Source organism: Promicromonospora xylanilytica (genome assembly GCF_054782895.1).
This window is the reverse complement of sequence record NZ_BAAGRP010000020.1, coordinates 118,045-133,559: the sequence shown is the minus strand read 5'-3', so window position 1 is coordinate 133,559 and position 15,515 is coordinate 118,045. Positions and strand designations below refer to the sequence as shown.

Here is a 15,515-nt window from a genome sequence, read left to right as displayed (position 1 = left end):
GATTGGCGCTCGGCACGTAGAATTTCGCGACGTGGCTCTTACTATCGGCATCGTCGGCCTGCCCAACGTCGGCAAGTCCACCCTCTTCAACGCTCTGACCCGCAACCAGGTGCTCGCCGCGAACTACCCGTTCGCGACGATCGAGCCCAACGTGGGCGTGGTCTCGCTGCCCGACGAGCGGCTGGGCAAGCTCGCCGAGATCTTCGGGAGCCAGAAGATCCTGCCCGCCACGGTGTCGTTCGTGGACATCGCGGGCATCGTCAAGGGTGCGTCCGAGGGGGAGGGCCTGGGTAACAAGTTCCTCGCCAACATCCGCGAGGCCGACGCGATCTGCCAGGTCACGCGAGCCTTTGACGACCCGGACGTCGTGCGCGTCGACGGCTCCATGGACGCGCCCGGCGACATCGAGACCATCTCGACCGAGCTGATCCTCGCCGACCTCCAGACCCTCGAGAAGGCCCTGCCGAGGATGGAGAAGGAGGTCAAGATCAAGCGCGGCGACCCCGTGCTGTACGCGGCGGCGAAGAAGGCGCAGGAGATCCTGGACAAGGGCGTGACCCTGTACCAGGGTGCCGCGGACGCCGGTCTCGACCTGGCGGAGATCGCGAGCCTGCAGCTGATGACGGCCAAGCCGTTCATCTACGTCTTCAACACCGACGACGCCGGCCTCGCCGACACCGCGTCGCAGGAGGCTCTGCGCAAGGTGGTCGCGCCGGCCCAGGCGATCTTCCTGGACGCGAAGTTCGAGTCGGAGCTCGTGGAGCTCGAGCCGGACGAGGCCGCCGAGATGCTGGCCGAGTCCGGTCAGCCCGAGTCCGGGCTGGACCAGCTCGCGAAGGTGGGCTTCGAGACGCTGGGCCTGCAGACGTACCTCACGGCCGGCCCCAAGGAGGCGCGCGCCTGGACCATCCACAAGGGCTGGACCGCACCGCAGGCCGCCGGAGTGATCCACACGGACTTCGAGCGCGGCTTCATCAAGGCAGAGGTCATCTCGTTCGACGACATGGTGGAGGCCGGCTCGGTGGCCGCAGTGAAGGCGGCGGGCAAGGCACGCATCGAGGGCAAGGACTACGTCATGCAGGACGGCGACGTGGTGGAGTTCCGTTTCAACGTCTGAGCATCACCCCGGTTTCGGCCTGGTCGCCTGACCAGGCTGGACGCCGGTTGACCTGCGGTAACGCTTCTGAGCCCTCGGGACAGTGGTGGACAGAAATGGCCCCCAGGGGCCACCCATTCCCCCATGGTTCCCCCACGGGGTCCGAGGTGTTTCCGCAGGTGAGTGCTCGCGTCTGAGGGTGCGCCAGGTGTGCCGTTCCCCCACAGGGAGCAGGCGGGACACCTGACGGGTGGAGAGGACCATCCATGGCAGCCACACCGGGCAAGCGAGTCTTTGGAGAGCTGGAGAAGCGCAAGAGCGCCACGACCGGCAAGGTGACCGGCTGGCGAGCGCGCTACACCGGCCCGGACCTGGCGCGGCATCCCAAGACGTTCGGCGACAAGATGGCCGCCGAGTCGTGGCTCAACGCCGAGCGCATCCTGATCGACCGAGGCGAGTGGAAGCCGCCGAAGGTGCGCGAGCTGGAGGCGCGTCTGGCTGAGCAGCGGTCCGTGACGCTCCGCGAGTGGGCGTACCGGTCGATCGAGGGCAAGACCCTGCGGCCGGGCACCCTGTACCGCTACAAGACAGCGCTGGAGAAGCGGATCCTGCCCGTGCTGGGTGACATCCCCTTGAAGGACCTCTCCCGCCTGGACGTGGCCAACTGGTACACGAAGCTGCGCGTAGTGCTGGCTGAGGAAGCGCGCGGCAGGAAGTGGCACGGCAAGGAGAAGTCCGATGGGCGCGGCGCCGCGTTCTCTGCCTATCAGGTGCTCTCGTCGATCCTGAACGACGCCGTGGACCACGAGCTGCTGAGTGCCTCGCCTGCGAAGGTCAAGGGTGCGCTGCGGTACAAGGCGGTGCACGAACCGATCGTTGTCACGACCGATCAGATGTGGCGGATGACGGAACTGATGCCGGACTATCTCCGGGCCATCGTGCCGCTGGCCGTGACCACGGGTCTGCGCAACGGGGAGCTGCGTGCACTCAAGCGTCGGCACCTGGACCTTGCTGATCCGTCGCGTGCGACGGTTACCGTGCGTGGCACGGCGGCCGATCATCGGGAGCGAGGCAAGTTCAAGGAAATCGGTGAGCCGAAGACCGATGCGTCCTACCGAGAGATCGCGATCCCGTCCTTCGTGGTCCCCATCCTCCGGGAGCATCTGGAGAAGTTCTCCGAGCCGGGCGCGGACGGGACCGTGTTCCGGGCGGTGCGTGGGGGAGTGATGCACCGCCAGATCATCCAGCGCAAGTGGACCGTCGTTCGAAAGGCTGTTGGGCTGGACGAGCTGCACTTCCAAGACCTGCGGCACACTGCGCTGACTTGGGCGGCCCGCTCCGGCGCGACACTGGCAGAGCTGATGGCGATTGCTGGGCACAGCAACCCGACCGTCGTGCTGCACTACCAGCACGTAGGGGACGAGGAACGGCGGCACACGATCGCTGAGAAGCTCGGGGCCGCGTTCAAGGACGACCTAGCCGAACGCCGGGCGCTGAGGACCCCGCAAGCCGACACCAAGACTGGGACACAGGCTTCGGGCTGACTGTGCCCGTTCTGAACGCACCGGCCCAGAGCGGTCGCGCGCGGACCAAGGCGCACACCTGTGAGGTCCGAGGGTTCGCCGCACACCGGAGGTTCGATATGGCAACGCATCGTTCAGCGCGAGAAAGCAGCACGGGCTCGGCGTCGCAGACGCCGCGACAGCCTGGTACGAGCGCAGCACGTCTTGTCTCGCTCCGTGACGCCGCCGAAGTGTTCGGCGTGTCCGTCAAGACGATCCGTCGTCGGATCGCCGACGGAACAGTGACCGGCTACCGGATCGGCACGCTGATCCGCGTGGACCTGGACGAGCTCCGGGCGGCGCTAGTGGTGAAGGTCCGCTCTGCACGCTGATGTGTGTGCGATTGGCGCCGGAGCAATTGCGCAGGTCGTACGGTCCCGCCAAATCGGCGGGACCGTACTTGTCCGGTTTGTTCTCCAGAGCCGGGACAGGCCAAGTGGCGCGTCGGTGGTTCGGTAGAAGCCCTGGTCACGCGGTGGTGCCAAATTGGCACCACCGCAACTGTCCGGATTAGCCCTGAGGCTGGAGGCGACCCAACTCTGACCGCGCGGCATGCTGGAGCGAACCCGCAGGTCGCACGGTGGTGGCAAATTGCCACAACCGCGCATGTCCGAGTTAGCCCGCATGCATCTGCACCTACCTGCCCCATGCTCACGATTGTGCACGCCACCTGTACCCGTCGAGGTACCAGTTGACGTCCCCCATGCAGCCTCTCCGGGCAGGTTCCCGGTGGGGACATGGCGGTGAACAGGGCGAACGCATGTCCCCCAACTCGCGGATAGGGCCCCGGCGCTGAGGCAAGAGGCTCCGCCTACTGCCATCCGCCGGGCTGCCAGCGCGCGAGTTGACATCCATACCTCGACGGTGACGAACGAGCGCACGCTCTGCGCACCCCTAGTTGGCCGCACACCAGGGTGTGCGGCCGTATCGCTGCAGGTCAGATGCGCACACCACTTGGTGCCTCGAAGCGCTGCGGAGGTGGCAGACTCGCTTCGCTGCAGAGTCTTGGAGGCGGCGATGCGATCAAACTTCTTCTGGACGGCGAACCGGATGATCACGGCTTGGCTCATTGCCATGCTTGTGGTGACTGGTGGTCTGGTCGCGCTGGCAGATGCTGTCGGCCTGTCGCCGGCTCTTCTGCTTGTGCTGGCGCCGGTGGGAGCGGCGGTACTGATCGTCCCGCTACTGCGGATCTTGACCAGGCAAGTCGAGAGGGTCGTTGCGCACGCGTCCGCGCAGCGTCCGGACGGCGTGGTCGTCCCCGGGGCGGCCCTGGCGCTGTCGTCCGACACCGGCAGGGCGCTCGGTCTGCAGACTGCCGGGTTGAACGCTTCGGGTGGCAGCCCTGTCGCATTGGTGGTGCGACCGGACCAGGTCGAGGTCTGGAGCGGTCGGAACGAGTCGGAACCCCGTTGGTCCGTTGCTGTGAGCGACCTGAAAGTCGCGGTTGGGTTGGTTCGAGTAGGCATGTCGAACAACTGGGACGTCATTCGCCTAACGGACGGAGCTACAACTGTGGCAGTCTCTCCGCGCTATGGCGGGCTGCCGATCACGGCGAGTAAGGACATTGACCGAGTGCTGCGGGAGCTGGGATGCGACCCGCTGGCAGTACGTCGCACATCGCCCGACCAGGGCCGCACTGAGTAGGCATGTCGTCCCTCGGCGTCATGTCCCCGAACACGAGGCGAGGTTCTTTGGCAGGTCGCCCGAACGAAGACAGCTTCGGTCAGGACTGGATCGAGTCCGGCTCGGGTACTAGGCGCCTGAATTGAAGCTCGTACAGGTGCGCTCCCTTGACGAGCACCGATGCTTCGACTGGCCGGTCGTCGTCGGAGAGCACGACGCGGAGCTGGCAGATCACCGGGGCACGCACGGGTAGGTCGAGCGTCTCGACCTCTTCTCGTGTTGGAGGCCTTGCTGAGACACGATCGACAAAGGCCCGGGGAGGTAGACCAAGGTTCGCGAAGATCTTGGGCGCACCGCCCGCGATCTTGCCTGGTCCGGATAGCGGTGTGCCCTCGGCGATGCTTGCCGGGTAGTACGAGGCGGACAGCTCAAGCGGCTGCCCGTCGTGGAGCAGGATCCTGCGACGCCGCACCGCCTGTTCTCCATCAGCGAGCCCTAGGGCGATGGCGACGTCGGCGGGTGGGCTGACGGTCTCGACGTCGAGCAGCTCGTAGGAGAACGAGCCGTCCGGTGGGAGGTAGGCGCCGGTGTCGATGACCAGTGGCGGCTGGTTGCGGACGTAGACGCCCTTGCCGACACGGCTGTTGAGGAACCCTTCGTCCTTCAGGGACTTCAGCGCGCGCTGGATGGTGGCGTTCGCCGCGTCGAACCGGGCCATGAGCTGGGCGGTCGACGGCAGCTGCGCCCCTGGCGCGAGATCACCGCTGAGGATCTGCTCGCGCAGCTCGGCGGCGACCTGCTCGTGGCGAGGGCGCTGATCAGTTCCGCGGGGCATGGCCTACTCCGGCACGTGTCCGATGGTTCACGGGGTGATCTCGTAGCGCAATCGGCGGGCGTCGGCCGGCGAGAGCATCACGCTGGCCTCAACCGGTCGGTCGTCGTCAGAGAAGATCACTCGGGCAAGCTCGACCACGGCTACCGGGACCTCCAGGCCGAACTCCTCGGCCTCCACCGGGGTTGCGAGCCGCGCAGTGACGTCCTCGACGACGCGTCGAGGCGGGTAACCCAGAGATGCCAGGTGCGCGACGGCGCCGCCGGGAATCTTGCTCATCTCTGCCAAGCGAGTGTCGCGGGCGATCGAGGCCGGGTAGTAGGAGTCGACCAGCTCGACCGGGCGGTCGTCCAGGAGCATCACGCGGGAGCGGAGCACTACCTGCTCACCGGGCTGGAGCCCCAGGGCGCTGGCGATGGCCTCGGGGGCGGGCCGCGTGTCCACAGTTACCAGCCGCTGAGTGCCATTGCCGCCATGGGCCTTGGCCTCAGCAGCCCAGGCATCGCCTGGCTCGCCGGTCACATACGGCAGGGACACGCTCGTCCACCGCCCGTCGCTGCTCATCCTCGATCGCTCCTCTGCTCCATTTCACACCTGCTCCAGCCTGCGCAAAGAGCCGACGCGCGCACTCACTCTACGTCGCAGGACCAACGTTCCCCTGTCTCCCGTCATAACCGAATCATTGGCGCCTTACTGAAATGGCAGTAAGGTGCGAGAAGTCGCTTGGACCCGGCAATCGGCTCCCGAGCCATGAACCGAGGGCGCAGCCTGCCGCCCCTGTATCGGACAGAGGAGAACGCAATGAGAGTTCGGTCGAGCCTCGATGACGGGGCACTCACTGCCATGGATCAGCTGATGTCCGCGATGGCTGTCGCCACCGATGCTGTGCGGGCGGTGGGCTCGGACCGGATCGAGATCGTCACGCTGACTCGCGGTCGGATCTGTTTCCAGCCCGTGGACATCAACCGAGGAGAGCAGATCGCGCGCACCCTGGGGTGTGACTCCCCGCTGGACCACCGCATGTTCGTTCCCGGGCACACGCTATGGACCGGTGACCGAGACGGCCTCGAGGTCCAGGTTCGGTCGGCCCTCCGCCAGGTAGTGGTCCGATGAACACGGCGGCGACGACCTGCACGCGCATCCTTGTGGCCCTCGATATCGACGGCACCCTGATCGACAGCGACCGGCGCATTCCGTCCGGCACGGTCGAAGCCCTGGACCTGGTCCGCGCCGCTGGGCATGAAGTCGTCCTGGCCACCGGCCGATCGCTGGCCGGGCTGCTGCCGATCGCGACCCGGCTGGGACTGACCACCGGATGGGCGGTGTGCTCCAACGGCGCCCTGACCATTCACCTGGACCGGACCGCGCCATCGGGCTACGACGTGGTCGAGGCTCGCTCGTTCGATCCCCGACCCGTGATCCACCGCGCCCTGGACGTCGCCCCCAGCGTCCGAGTGGCGATCGAGGAGATCGGGTGGGGCTGGCGCACCAGCAGCCCGTTCGAGCCCGGTGAGCTAAACGGGCAGCAAAAGACCGTCCGGCTGCCCGACTTCATGGCCCAACCCGCGACCCGAATCGCGCTCACCGCCCCGGGCATCCGCCGATACGCCGACACCCTGCGCACAACTGGAGTCACTGCGACACCGCAGAGCGCGGACTGGCTCGACGTCACCGCACCGGGCGTGAACAAAGCAGTCGCTCTCGACGTCGTCCGCACCCACCTCGGCATCCCCGCCGGTCGCACTGTGGCAGTCGGGGATGGCGTCAACGACCTGGACATGCTGGCCTGGGCGGAACGCTCGGTCGCGATGGGCCAGGCACCTGCGATCGTGCGCAGTGCCGCGGACGAGATCACCGACACCATCGAACAGGCAGGAGCCCTGCCCGTGCTGCGCTCCCTCATCCCGGGCGTAGACCGCGCGCATTCGCCGTTGGCCGCGCAGCTCGCTACCGCCGAACGGACCGCACCTGGTCCGGTGGTCCTGAGGGTGTGGCACGGGATCGGACCAGACCTGGCACGGTGCGAGGCCTGGACCCTCCAGAACGGCCGTTGGATCAAGCACGCACCCATCCCGTCCGGCGTCGGCACCACGATGCGCGCGATCGAGTCGGCGGCCCTGGAGGCCGGACTGCCCTACCCGCGCGGGGACGAAGGCCGCCGTCGCGCGCAGTGGCGCAGCGTCACCGGGGACGGCCCAGCAGGGTTCGAACTATCCCTGAGCGACCCGTAACCGCTTCACTCAGAACTCGCTGCCGGGCGCACCCCGGTCCTGACGTCACGAGGCCGCTATCCCCGCCCAGGGGAGGCGGCCTCTTCGCATGCCCTGGGGATGTTGCGCGCTAAACCGGAGGGGTCCCCTGCCTCGACCCAGTACCCGGCAGTATGGGCACACGGCCGGCGAACACGCGACGACGCACACGAACACGCGACGACGCACACGCACGCGACGACGCAGGCGCGCGAAGGACACAGCGACGCGACGGACGCGGCTGCGTGGCAAGGGCAGGCGAGCGGACAGACGGCGGGTCCCGCAGATCCGCCCGACATCGGGTCACGCCTCTTGCAGATCGAGGCACCTAGAGCAATTCCAGTGTTGGTAAGGGCTGGACACCTCCTGCTGTAGGAGGTGTGCGGCCGATGACTGTGACGATTGCCGTGATGTCGGCCGGCGACGGGTACTCGTACTTCATGAAGTCGGTTGCGGCCGGTGACGGCGACCGGTCGATGAGTACCCCGTTGACGCGGTACTACACCGAGACCGGCACGCCGCCGGGCCGGTGGTTGGGCTCCGGAGTCGCGTGCCTGGGCTCGGAAAACCCGGCACGCCTGCTCGTGGGTGATCTGGTGACGGAGGAGCAGATGGCCCGGCTGGCGGGCAAGGGCCTGGACCCGGTCACCGGAGAGCAACTCGGTCGGGCGTACCCGGTGTACGGGAAGGGCAGCGGAGGCAAGCCTCGGCGGGCGGTGGCGGGGTATGACTTCACGTTCTCCTTACCGAAGTCGGCCAGCGTGTTGTGGGGTGTGGCCGATGCGGGGGTCCAGGAGCAGATCCTTGCTGTCCACCGTGCGGCGGTGGTCAAGGTGTTTGAGTTCATGGAACGCGAGCTGGCCGCGACCCGGACCGGTGCGACTGTCGCCGGGAATGCGACGAGCGAGGCGGGGGAGGGCGGCGCGGTTGCCCAGGTCGGTGTCAACGGGTTGATCGCGATGACGTTCGATCATTGGGACTCGCGGGCCAACGACCCGCACCTGCACACCCACGTCGTGGTCTCCAACAAGGTCAAGACTCTCCTGGACGGGAAGTGGCGGTCGCTGGACGGGCGGGGTCTGCACGCCGCGACGGTCGCGATGTCGGAGCTGCACGAAGCGATCGTGATGGACGACCTGACCCGCACCTTGGGCGTGGGATGGGAACTGCGTGTCAGGGTCGGCCAGGGCCGTAATCCCGGCTGGTCGATCAAGGGCGTATCCGACGATCTGGTGGCGGCATTCTCGGTCCGGTCTGGGCAGGTCAATTCCCGCGCGGACGAGCTGATCGCAGGGCACGTCGACAAGTACGGGCGTCGGCCCAGCCCGAGCACGATCGACAAGTACCGGCAGAGGGCCAGCAAGGAGACCCGCCCGGACAAGACCCATCACTCCCTGGCGGACTTGACCACCAGGTGGCGGCAACGTACCGCCGAGATCCTGGGCCGCGAGCCCGGCGAGTGGGCGAGCGAACTCGTCTCGAAGACATCGCGGCGGATGCTGCGGGCTGATGACGTTCCGCTGGACCTGATCGACCACCTTGCCCGGACGGTGGTGATCGCGGTCTCGGAGAAGAAGCCGGTGTGGCGGCGCTGGAATCTGTACGCCGAAGCCGTCCGGCAGACCAAAGTTCTGCGGCTCGTCACCGCCGAAGACCGGATGGCGGTCCTGGCGGCGATCACGGACCGGGCCGAAGGGGGGTCGGTGCGGTTGACGCCGCCTGGCCTGGCCGCCACGCCTGCGGAGTTCCGGCGTGAGGACGGGACCAGCATCCTGCGGCCGAAGGACTCGGCCCTGTACTCCTCACAGGACCTGCTGGACGCGGAGGCCCGACTGACGGACCGGGCGGGTGCCCGCACCGCACCGACCATCACCCTGGACGCCGTCAACCACGCCATCACCAAGGACGGCCCCGACGAGCGGTCGTGGGTGGTCTCGCCCGAGCAGGCCGAAGCCATCGCTCGGGTTGCTGTCTCGGCCCGGCAGGTGGACCTGCTGGTCGGCCCGGCCGGCACCGGGAAGACCACCACCATGCGCGCACTGCGCGCTGCATGGGAGCACGAGCACGGAGCAGGGTCCGTCGTCGGGCTCGCGCCGTCGGCTGCGGCTGCCGCGGTCCTGGCCGAAGATCTGGGCATCGCGTGCGAGAACACCGCCAAGTGGCTCTACGACCACACCCACAAGGGCACGGCGTTCAGCGCGGGGCAGGTGGTCATCGTCGATGAAGCGACCCTTGCCGGGACCCTGACCCTGGACCGGATCACCGCGCACGCCGCCCAGGTGGGGGCGAAGGTGCTGCTGGTCGGTGACCCGGCCCAGCTCCAGGCCGTCGAGGCCGGCGGAGCCTTCGCCCTCCTGGCCGCCGCCCGCCAGACCGAGGACGGTGTCCCGGAGTTGACCGAGGTGCACCGCTTCACGCACACCTGGGAGAAGCGCGCCTCCCTCGCCCTGCGTCACGGCCGGGACGAGGCGGTAGACGCCTATCTTGAGAACGGGCGGGTCCTCGACGGCGACACAGAGGTCATGGTCGAGACCGCGTATGCCGCGTGGCAGGGCGACCTCGCCGCAGGCAAGGCGTCCGTGCTGGTGGCTTCAGACAGCGAGACCGTCCGGGCCGTCAACGAACGCGCTCGCACCGAACGACTCCAGACCGGTGTCACCGACCCCGGCCGAGCCGTCCGCCTCGCCGACGGGCTGCACGCGTCGGCAGGGGACGTGGTCATCACCCGACGCAACGACCGTCGGCTCCGCACACGGAACGGGTCGTGGGTGCGCAACGGCGACCGATGGACCCTCGTGAAGGTCCGCATGGACGGGTCCGTAGTCGTGCGTCAGCCGGAGGCCCAGTACGGCAACACGGTCGTGCTGCCCGCCGCCTACGCGGCGGAACACCTCGACCTCGGCTACGCCGTGACCACCCACCGGGCCCAGGGGCTCACGGTGGGCACCGGCCATCTGATCGCCGGGGCGGGGATGACGCGGGAGAACCTGTACGTCGGCCTGACCCGCGGCCGGGAGCGCAACACTGCCTACGTCATCACCGACACTCCCTTGGAGATCACGCCGGACGACTACTACGAGGACCCCACGGCCAGGAACGTCCTGGCCAGGATTGTGCGCACGGTTGGAGCCGAGAAGGCCGCGACCCAGGTCGGCCGTAACGAGCGCGAGCGGTGGGGGTCGGTCTCACAACTCGCCGCCGAGTACGAAACCGTTGCCAGTGCCGCAACGCGACCGCTGGACCCGACTGCTCCACCACTCCGGGCTTACAGCTCGAGACGCGGACCAGGTCATCACTGCGCCCGCGTTCGGTGCACTGACCGCCGAACTACGCCGTGCCGAAGCAGACGGCCACGACGTCGAACAAATCCTGCCTTGGCTCGTCGCACAGCGCGGCCTGGATGACGCCGACGACCCCGCAGCCGTTCTACATCACCGCCTTGCCAGCGCCACGGCACAACCCGTCCACCACGACGGGCTGACTATCCGACGACGTCCGCCCCGTCGGATAGCGGGCCTCATCCCCGAAGCCGCTGGACCGATGACGGACGAATACCGTCTGGCGCTCCAGGAGCGGGCGGCTCTGATCGAGCAACGCGTCACTGACCTTGTCCAAAACGCCACACACAACCGTGAACCCTGGCTTGCCGCGTTCGGCTCCGAACCGAGCGACAGCGGAGCCCGGCACACTTGGCAGACCGCTGTACGTACGATCGCCGCCTACCGCGACCGACACGGCGCCGCAGGCACCGCCCCACTGGGCAGCGATCCAGTTTCTACTGATGCCCAAGCGGCCGATGCCGCACGCGCTGCTGCGGCGTCGCGTCGGGCGACACGGCCCCCGAGCCTGCATGCAGGGCGCCCAGGCGCCACACACCGAGCGCGAGGTATTGGCACGTAGTGACGTTGAACAGCGATAGCGAGTATTCAACTCCGCATCAAGTACATCGCCGGATCCACAGCTACGGCGGACTGCCTTCCTCTTGTTAGCGCCCCGGTGGTTCAGCCCCTCGCTCCCGGAGTACCAGACCGGGCGGAAACTTGCCGGTCACGCCGCTGACCCACCTGTTCGCGTGACGGGCAGTTGTCCTGTGACATCCCGGCGGCGAGGCAGGGCTAATCGACCGGGGACGGGGGTGGCCGATGCTTGGGTTTGTCCAGCGTTCGGGAGGCAGCCCCGACAGAAATTGGTGATCTCTTGACTCGATCGCACACCTCTCGCCCGCTATCGTCTCATTGGGCGCGTTCGTCCCGGCTCAAGGAGGAACCATGCGAGTTCGTGTCACACGACGTCCAGTGGAAGTTGCATCCATGTCGCACGCGTCATTCTCGAACAGGGGTGAGGCATTCGCGACATGTACGGAGGGACCTGGGTGGATTGGCTGGTAAGAACGCGATCGTCTAACCGGACTGGATCGTTGACTTGATGTACTACGGCGGCTATTTGTCAGAGGCTGGGTCGTGGGCCTTCGAGAACTGGTTCGACCCGACGGTCCCGCTGTCGGACCTTCACGACTACCCGACGCCGGAACTCGTGGAGAAAGCCTTCCGTCTCACCGTCGCGTCGGGACGGCGATGAGCCGACGAGCGATTGACCCGACTTGGCTCACGCCATCGCGACCCAGAGCTTTCAAACTGTCACCGGCGCCAACGACAACAGGCCCGGCCGCTGAAATGGAGCGCCAGGCGATCATCCGCGCGCGACCGGCCGGCAACGGATGCTAAGAACGTTCTCGGCCGGCGGTGGTCCCGGCCGGTGTGCCCGCAGTTCCGGTGTGCCCGCAGTTCACGGGCGACGAGCCAGCGGAGTCCACCACCGACAAGGAATCGTCTGATGTCCCTACTCGGAATCCAATCCGGCAGGGACCGCGACACGAACTTGATCGCGCTGTTTGGCGCGCCGGCGAAGCCGAACGATGAGAATGCAGACCAAAGCGCCGCCAACGGTTTGCAGAATCGCATCGGTAAATGACGCAACGCGCGACATTGCAAACACATATTGCGCCGTCTCATCCAAGACGGTGATTGCTGCAAGTGTTGCGATGCATCTCGCGATATTGTTCATAGCGGGCCACCGCAGCGGCAGTATCACCGCGAACGGCATTAGGAGAACAAAGTTGCCGAACAGGTCCGTCGCGCCTGCAGCCATCGGTCCGCCCGTAACCAGATCGTACAATTCGCGAAACGGAATGGGGTTGAAGATTCGACGATCGTCATAAGGGTTCCCTCCCGGAATCAACGTTGCAAGGCAATAGAAGGCTGCCGAGCAAATCAACCCCGCATCGAGAGTCGCAACTCTTATGGAACGCCGAACGTCCCGTGATGCGAGCCAATGGACGACGAATATCGCTGCAGCCAGAAGGCTTGCAAAGAGAATAAGGTTCAACGCGAGAATTACAAACTCATCCGGGCGCGAGAACGTACCAATCATTGGACACCACTCCTCGACCTTCGACCTGGGCCGGCCGGGCTCAGTACAGACGATACGGAACAGACGATACGGAACCCTACCAGCCCAGGCTTAAGGCCTCGCAGTGCGGAGGTCTGGAAATGTCGAGTTACTAGTTGTCCTCCACCCAACCGGTGCCCTTGATGATGACGCCAGTATTCTCCGTGTAGAGCTCGAACCTGTACGTGCCCGCTGTGCCGGTCCAGCCGGCCGAGCTGTAGATCCGGGTGTCGCAGACTTCGCTTGTGTCAAACTGCCTAACCCAGATCCCGAGCGAGTTCTTCTTGGACAGGGCGAATGTGAACTTCTTGCCGTCGCCCGCATTGCAGTCAAGCCACCACTCGCCCGCGCCGCCGTTGTGAGACCAGGAGCCGGAGGTGACCTGGTGCTCGAATTCGACCGTGAAGGTCTTGACGGTTGCTGCTTGGGATGGTGCCGCGAAAAGCACGATCGCCGAGAATGACGCGACGATCGCCAGCATCGTCCTGCGGGTAGCCGTTCTCCAGGAGAAATACATGTGCGCTCCTTAGATAAGGATTGGGCGATTTGCCCCATTCGCTCGGAGTCTAGGCACGGGTTCGACTTGTGGTCAAGTAATAGACATCTGATAGTCAGGAGCTTCCCAAGATGGAATGTTTCACCCAGTTGACGTGCTGTGATCCGGCGTGCCTGACTGGCGTGTCGAAGTAGAGCCTGATAACGCGACGGTGGAGCGGGTGTCCTGGCGTTGCTGGGCCTGCATTCTCAGATGCTCTAAGGGATGAGTCCGCATGCGAGACGATGCGGGCGGCTGCGCTTTACCGAGGACGGCGGCTATCCGACCGGACGATCCTGGAGCGATGCGTCCGAGCGGCGCGGACGAAACTAGGGCGTGTCTCCCGTATGGGTCGTGAGGTGCGCGGCAGAAACCTGGACCTGACTTCTTCGCGATTACCAGTCGCTGAGCGACGAGCAGTGGAAGTGATCGAGCCCTTGCGGCCGTCGAACACGGGCCTGCGCGGGCACCCGTTCTGGAACAGCCGTCGCGTCGTGGAGGGGATCGTCTAGCGGACCGGACCGGGATCCCGTGGCGCGACCTGCCGGTCGAACACGTGGCGCACCGTCTGCAAACGACACCGGCGATATGCTGGAGACGGTACGTGGGACAAGGTGCACTCCCGGCTGCTCGTCCAGGCTGACACGGACGGGAAGATCGATTCGAGCGTGTCGGTGGACGCCACGAACTACCGTGCCCACCAGCACGGCACGAACACCACAAGCCCGGAGCGGGCCACAGAGGGCGGTCTCGGACTACACGAACCGCCCCGCCGAGTTCGTCCACAGCCCGTGGGCGGTGAGTGCGAACCGGCAGGTCACTGCATCGGCCGCTCCCGTGGCGGTCTGAGCACAAAGATCCACCACGCTGTCGACGGGTGCGAGTGACCCTTGCCTGCCGCGGTCACCGGCGGGCAACCTAACGGCGGTGCAACGATGCTTGATGTCCTGGCCGATATCCGCGTCTCACGCACCAGGCCCGGACGGCCACGGACCTGCCCAGAAGCGGTGCTCGCGGACCGGACCTACGTGACCAGTCCGATCCGCAAGCACCTAGGTGGCCGGGTAATTAAGACCGTGATCCACGAGAAGAGGACTCGGTCGGCCGCCCGCCAGCGCAAAGGCTCGGCCGACGGGCGACCACCAGCCCTGGACGCCGAGCTCTACAAGCAGCGCAACGTCGTGGAACACCCCTTCCTGTCGTGCGAGTAAACAGCGACAGCTGAAGTCGATTACGCGGCGCCCGAGCAAGCCCGACACCGAGTGTTGTCCCGGGCCTCGACCTTGCTTCCAGCTCGGCCAACGCGTTGCGACACGTCGAGCGCTGACCTCGCCCAGCTACGGTGCGCGCTCCAGCACCGTGGCACGCTGGCCAATTCGATGCACCGCGAGGTCGGTGGCCAGGCCGCCTATGCTCCTGCCGACCACAGTCGCACGCTCCGTCGTCGCTTCTTCTCCATGTCTCGGGGCCGCCCTGCCTGTGGTGAGCGGTCCGCCCGCTATCGGGCTGGCTCGGCTACTCGGGGTCAAGCGATGATGGAAAGTCCTCATCGGATCAGGGCGCGCCTCCGAATCGCAGAGGGTGAACTTAAAGTGATATGCGGGGATTTGCTGGACGCTGACCGACGCGCATGCCTAGCGTCGTGTCCCGCAAGGGCAGGCAAGGTCTCTCACAGCGAGGGGTCATGCACCAGTCGGGTCCAGGTGGAGGTTCTGTGAACTACATTGTGAAGCGAGTGCGCGTGCTGGGTAGCACGCTCGTCGCGCTCTTGCTTATCCTCGGAGGCGGGCTTGCCGCTGCGCCGACGGCGTCGGCGGCGGATCCGTGTCCAAGTACTTACGCGTGCTCGTACGAGAACACGAACTACCACAACGGCGGCGGTAGTTGGGTCCGATTCTGGCAGGCTGTTTCACGCTACGATGACTTCGGCATGGGCGACAAGGCTTCCTCGACGTACAATAACGGCACGAACTGCAAGGTGCGCTTCTATCAGCACGAGTACCACACCGGAAACTCGCTCACAATCCGGCCCGGTGGGTACGGATACGGAAACCTGAGCAACGTGAAAATGGGGTCCACCGGGCTGAGCTGGAACGACAGGATCTCGTCCGGGCAGTTCCTGAGCGACTGCCCAGGTACCTAGTTCCGGTCGGGTGGTGGCCGCCGG

At 66.2% G+C, this 15,515-nt stretch carries 13 protein-coding genes; 9 read left to right on the top strand and 4 right to left on the bottom strand.

What is annotated here, in order from left to right; all coding sequences use genetic code 11:
- Positions 1-31: 31 nt before the first annotated feature.
- The 4 genes from ychF to ACYVK7_RS17110 all read left to right on the top strand — a co-directional run bounded on the left by ychF (position 32) and on the right by ACYVK7_RS17110 (position 4,305).
- Positions 32-1,117: a redox-regulated ATPase YchF gene (gene ychF, locus ACYVK7_RS17125; RefSeq protein ID WP_460888930.1), complete on the top strand. Its 1,086-nt coding sequence runs from the start codon at positions 32-34 to the stop codon at positions 1,115-1,117.
- Between the two features lie 245 nt (positions 1,118-1,362).
- On the top strand, positions 1,363-2,640 hold the full coding sequence (locus tag ACYVK7_RS17120; RefSeq protein WP_460888929.1) for a site-specific integrase: 1,278 nt from the start codon (positions 1,363-1,365) through the stop codon (positions 2,638-2,640).
- A gap of 98 nt (positions 2,641-2,738) precedes the next feature.
- The gene (locus ACYVK7_RS17115) at positions 2,739-2,990 is read left to right on the top strand and encodes a helix-turn-helix domain-containing protein (protein WP_460888928.1); all 252 of its coding nucleotides are present in this window, start codon (positions 2,739-2,741) and stop codon (positions 2,988-2,990) included.
- A 685-nt stretch (positions 2,991-3,675) separates the two neighbouring features.
- On the top strand, positions 3,676-4,305 hold the full coding sequence (locus ACYVK7_RS17110; RefSeq protein WP_460888927.1) for a hypothetical protein: 630 nt from the start codon (positions 3,676-3,678) through the stop codon (positions 4,303-4,305).
- 79 nt (positions 4,306-4,384) lie between these two features.
- Here ACYVK7_RS17110 and ACYVK7_RS17105 read toward each other — a convergent pair whose 3' ends face one another.
- Together ACYVK7_RS17105 and ACYVK7_RS17100 are read right to left on the bottom strand one after the other, a co-directional pair.
- Positions 4,385-5,119, bottom strand: a complete 735-nt coding sequence (locus ACYVK7_RS17105; protein WP_460888926.1) for a GntR family transcriptional regulator — start codon at positions 5,117-5,119, stop codon at positions 4,385-4,387.
- Positions 5,120-5,146: 27 nt separating this feature from the next.
- A complete protein-coding gene (locus ACYVK7_RS17100) occupies positions 5,147-5,680 on the bottom strand; it encodes a GntR family transcriptional regulator (protein WP_460888925.1) in 534 nt (177 codons plus the stop codon).
- A gap of 291 nt (positions 5,681-5,971) precedes the next feature.
- Between ACYVK7_RS17100 and ACYVK7_RS17095 the strand changes: the two genes are divergently transcribed.
- The 3 genes from ACYVK7_RS17095 to mobF all read left to right on the top strand — a co-directional run bounded on the left by ACYVK7_RS17095 (position 5,972) and on the right by mobF (position 10,769).
- On the top strand, positions 5,972-6,229 hold the full coding sequence (locus tag ACYVK7_RS17095) for a hypothetical protein (RefSeq protein ID WP_460888924.1): 258 nt from the start codon (positions 5,972-5,974) through the stop codon (positions 6,227-6,229).
- A complete protein-coding gene (locus ACYVK7_RS17090) occupies positions 6,226-7,347 on the top strand; it encodes an HAD family hydrolase (protein ID WP_460888923.1) in 1,122 nt (373 codons plus the stop codon). The genes ACYVK7_RS17095 and ACYVK7_RS17090 overlap by 4 nt, the downstream gene beginning before the upstream one ends.
- 407 nt (positions 7,348-7,754) lie before the next feature.
- Entirely contained in the window at positions 7,755-10,769 is a 3,015-nt protein-coding gene (gene mobF, locus ACYVK7_RS17085; RefSeq protein WP_460888922.1) for a MobF family relaxase, read from the top strand.
- Between the two features lie 1,435 nt (positions 10,770-12,204).
- Here the strand turns inward: mobF and ACYVK7_RS17080 are convergent.
- Entirely contained in the window at positions 12,205-12,795 is a 591-nt protein-coding gene (locus ACYVK7_RS17080; protein ID WP_460888921.1) for a VanZ family protein, read from the bottom strand.
- Positions 12,796-12,925: 130 nt separating this feature from the next.
- The gene (locus ACYVK7_RS17075; RefSeq protein WP_460888920.1) at positions 12,926-13,294 is read right to left on the bottom strand and encodes a hypothetical protein; all 369 of its coding nucleotides are present in this window, start codon (positions 13,292-13,294) and stop codon (positions 12,926-12,928) included.
- Between the two features lie 944 nt (positions 13,295-14,238).
- Between ACYVK7_RS17075 and ACYVK7_RS17070 the strand changes: the two genes are divergently transcribed.
- Positions 14,239-14,559 carry a transposase gene (locus tag ACYVK7_RS17070; protein WP_460888919.1) on the top strand — a complete coding sequence of 107 codons (321 nt, stop codon included), beginning with the start codon at positions 14,239-14,241 and terminating at the stop codon, positions 14,557-14,559.
- Between the two features lie 503 nt (positions 14,560-15,062).
- Entirely contained in the window at positions 15,063-15,491 is a 429-nt protein-coding gene (locus tag ACYVK7_RS17065) for a peptidase inhibitor family I36 protein (RefSeq protein ID WP_460888918.1), read from the top strand.
- Positions 15,492-15,515 lie beyond the last annotated feature (24 nt).

Excerpts from the sequence above, each read along its gene's own strand:
- ACYVK7_RS17120 (WP_460888929.1), top strand. The coding sequence starts at position 1,363 with ATGGCAGCCACACCGGGCAAGCGAGTCTTTGGAGAGCTGGAGAAGCGC.
- ACYVK7_RS17110 (WP_460888927.1), top strand. The coding sequence starts at position 3,676 with ATGCGATCAAACTTCTTCTGGACGGCGAACCGGATGATCACGGCTTGG.
- ACYVK7_RS17105 (WP_460888926.1), bottom strand. The coding sequence starts at position 5,119 with ATGCCCCGCGGAACTGATCAGCGCCCTCGCCACGAGCAGGTCGCCGCC.
- ACYVK7_RS17115 (WP_460888928.1), top strand. The coding sequence starts at position 2,739 with ATGGCAACGCATCGTTCAGCGCGAGAAAGCAGCACGGGCTCGGCGTCG.
- mobF (WP_460888922.1), top strand. The coding sequence starts at position 7,755 with ATGACTGTGACGATTGCCGTGATGTCGGCCGGCGACGGGTACTCGTAC.
- ACYVK7_RS17075 (WP_460888920.1), bottom strand. The coding sequence starts at position 13,294 with ATGCTGGCGATCGTCGCGTCATTCTCGGCGATCGTGCTTTTCGCGGCA.
- ACYVK7_RS17100 (WP_460888925.1), bottom strand. The coding sequence starts at position 5,680 with ATGAGCAGCGACGGGCGGTGGACGAGCGTGTCCCTGCCGTATGTGACC.
- ACYVK7_RS17095 (WP_460888924.1), top strand. The coding sequence starts at position 5,972 with ATGTCCGCGATGGCTGTCGCCACCGATGCTGTGCGGGCGGTGGGCTCG.
- ACYVK7_RS17090 (WP_460888923.1), top strand. The coding sequence starts at position 6,226 with ATGAACACGGCGGCGACGACCTGCACGCGCATCCTTGTGGCCCTCGAT.
- ACYVK7_RS17080 (WP_460888921.1), bottom strand. The coding sequence starts at position 12,795 with ATGATTGGTACGTTCTCGCGCCCGGATGAGTTTGTAATTCTCGCGTTG.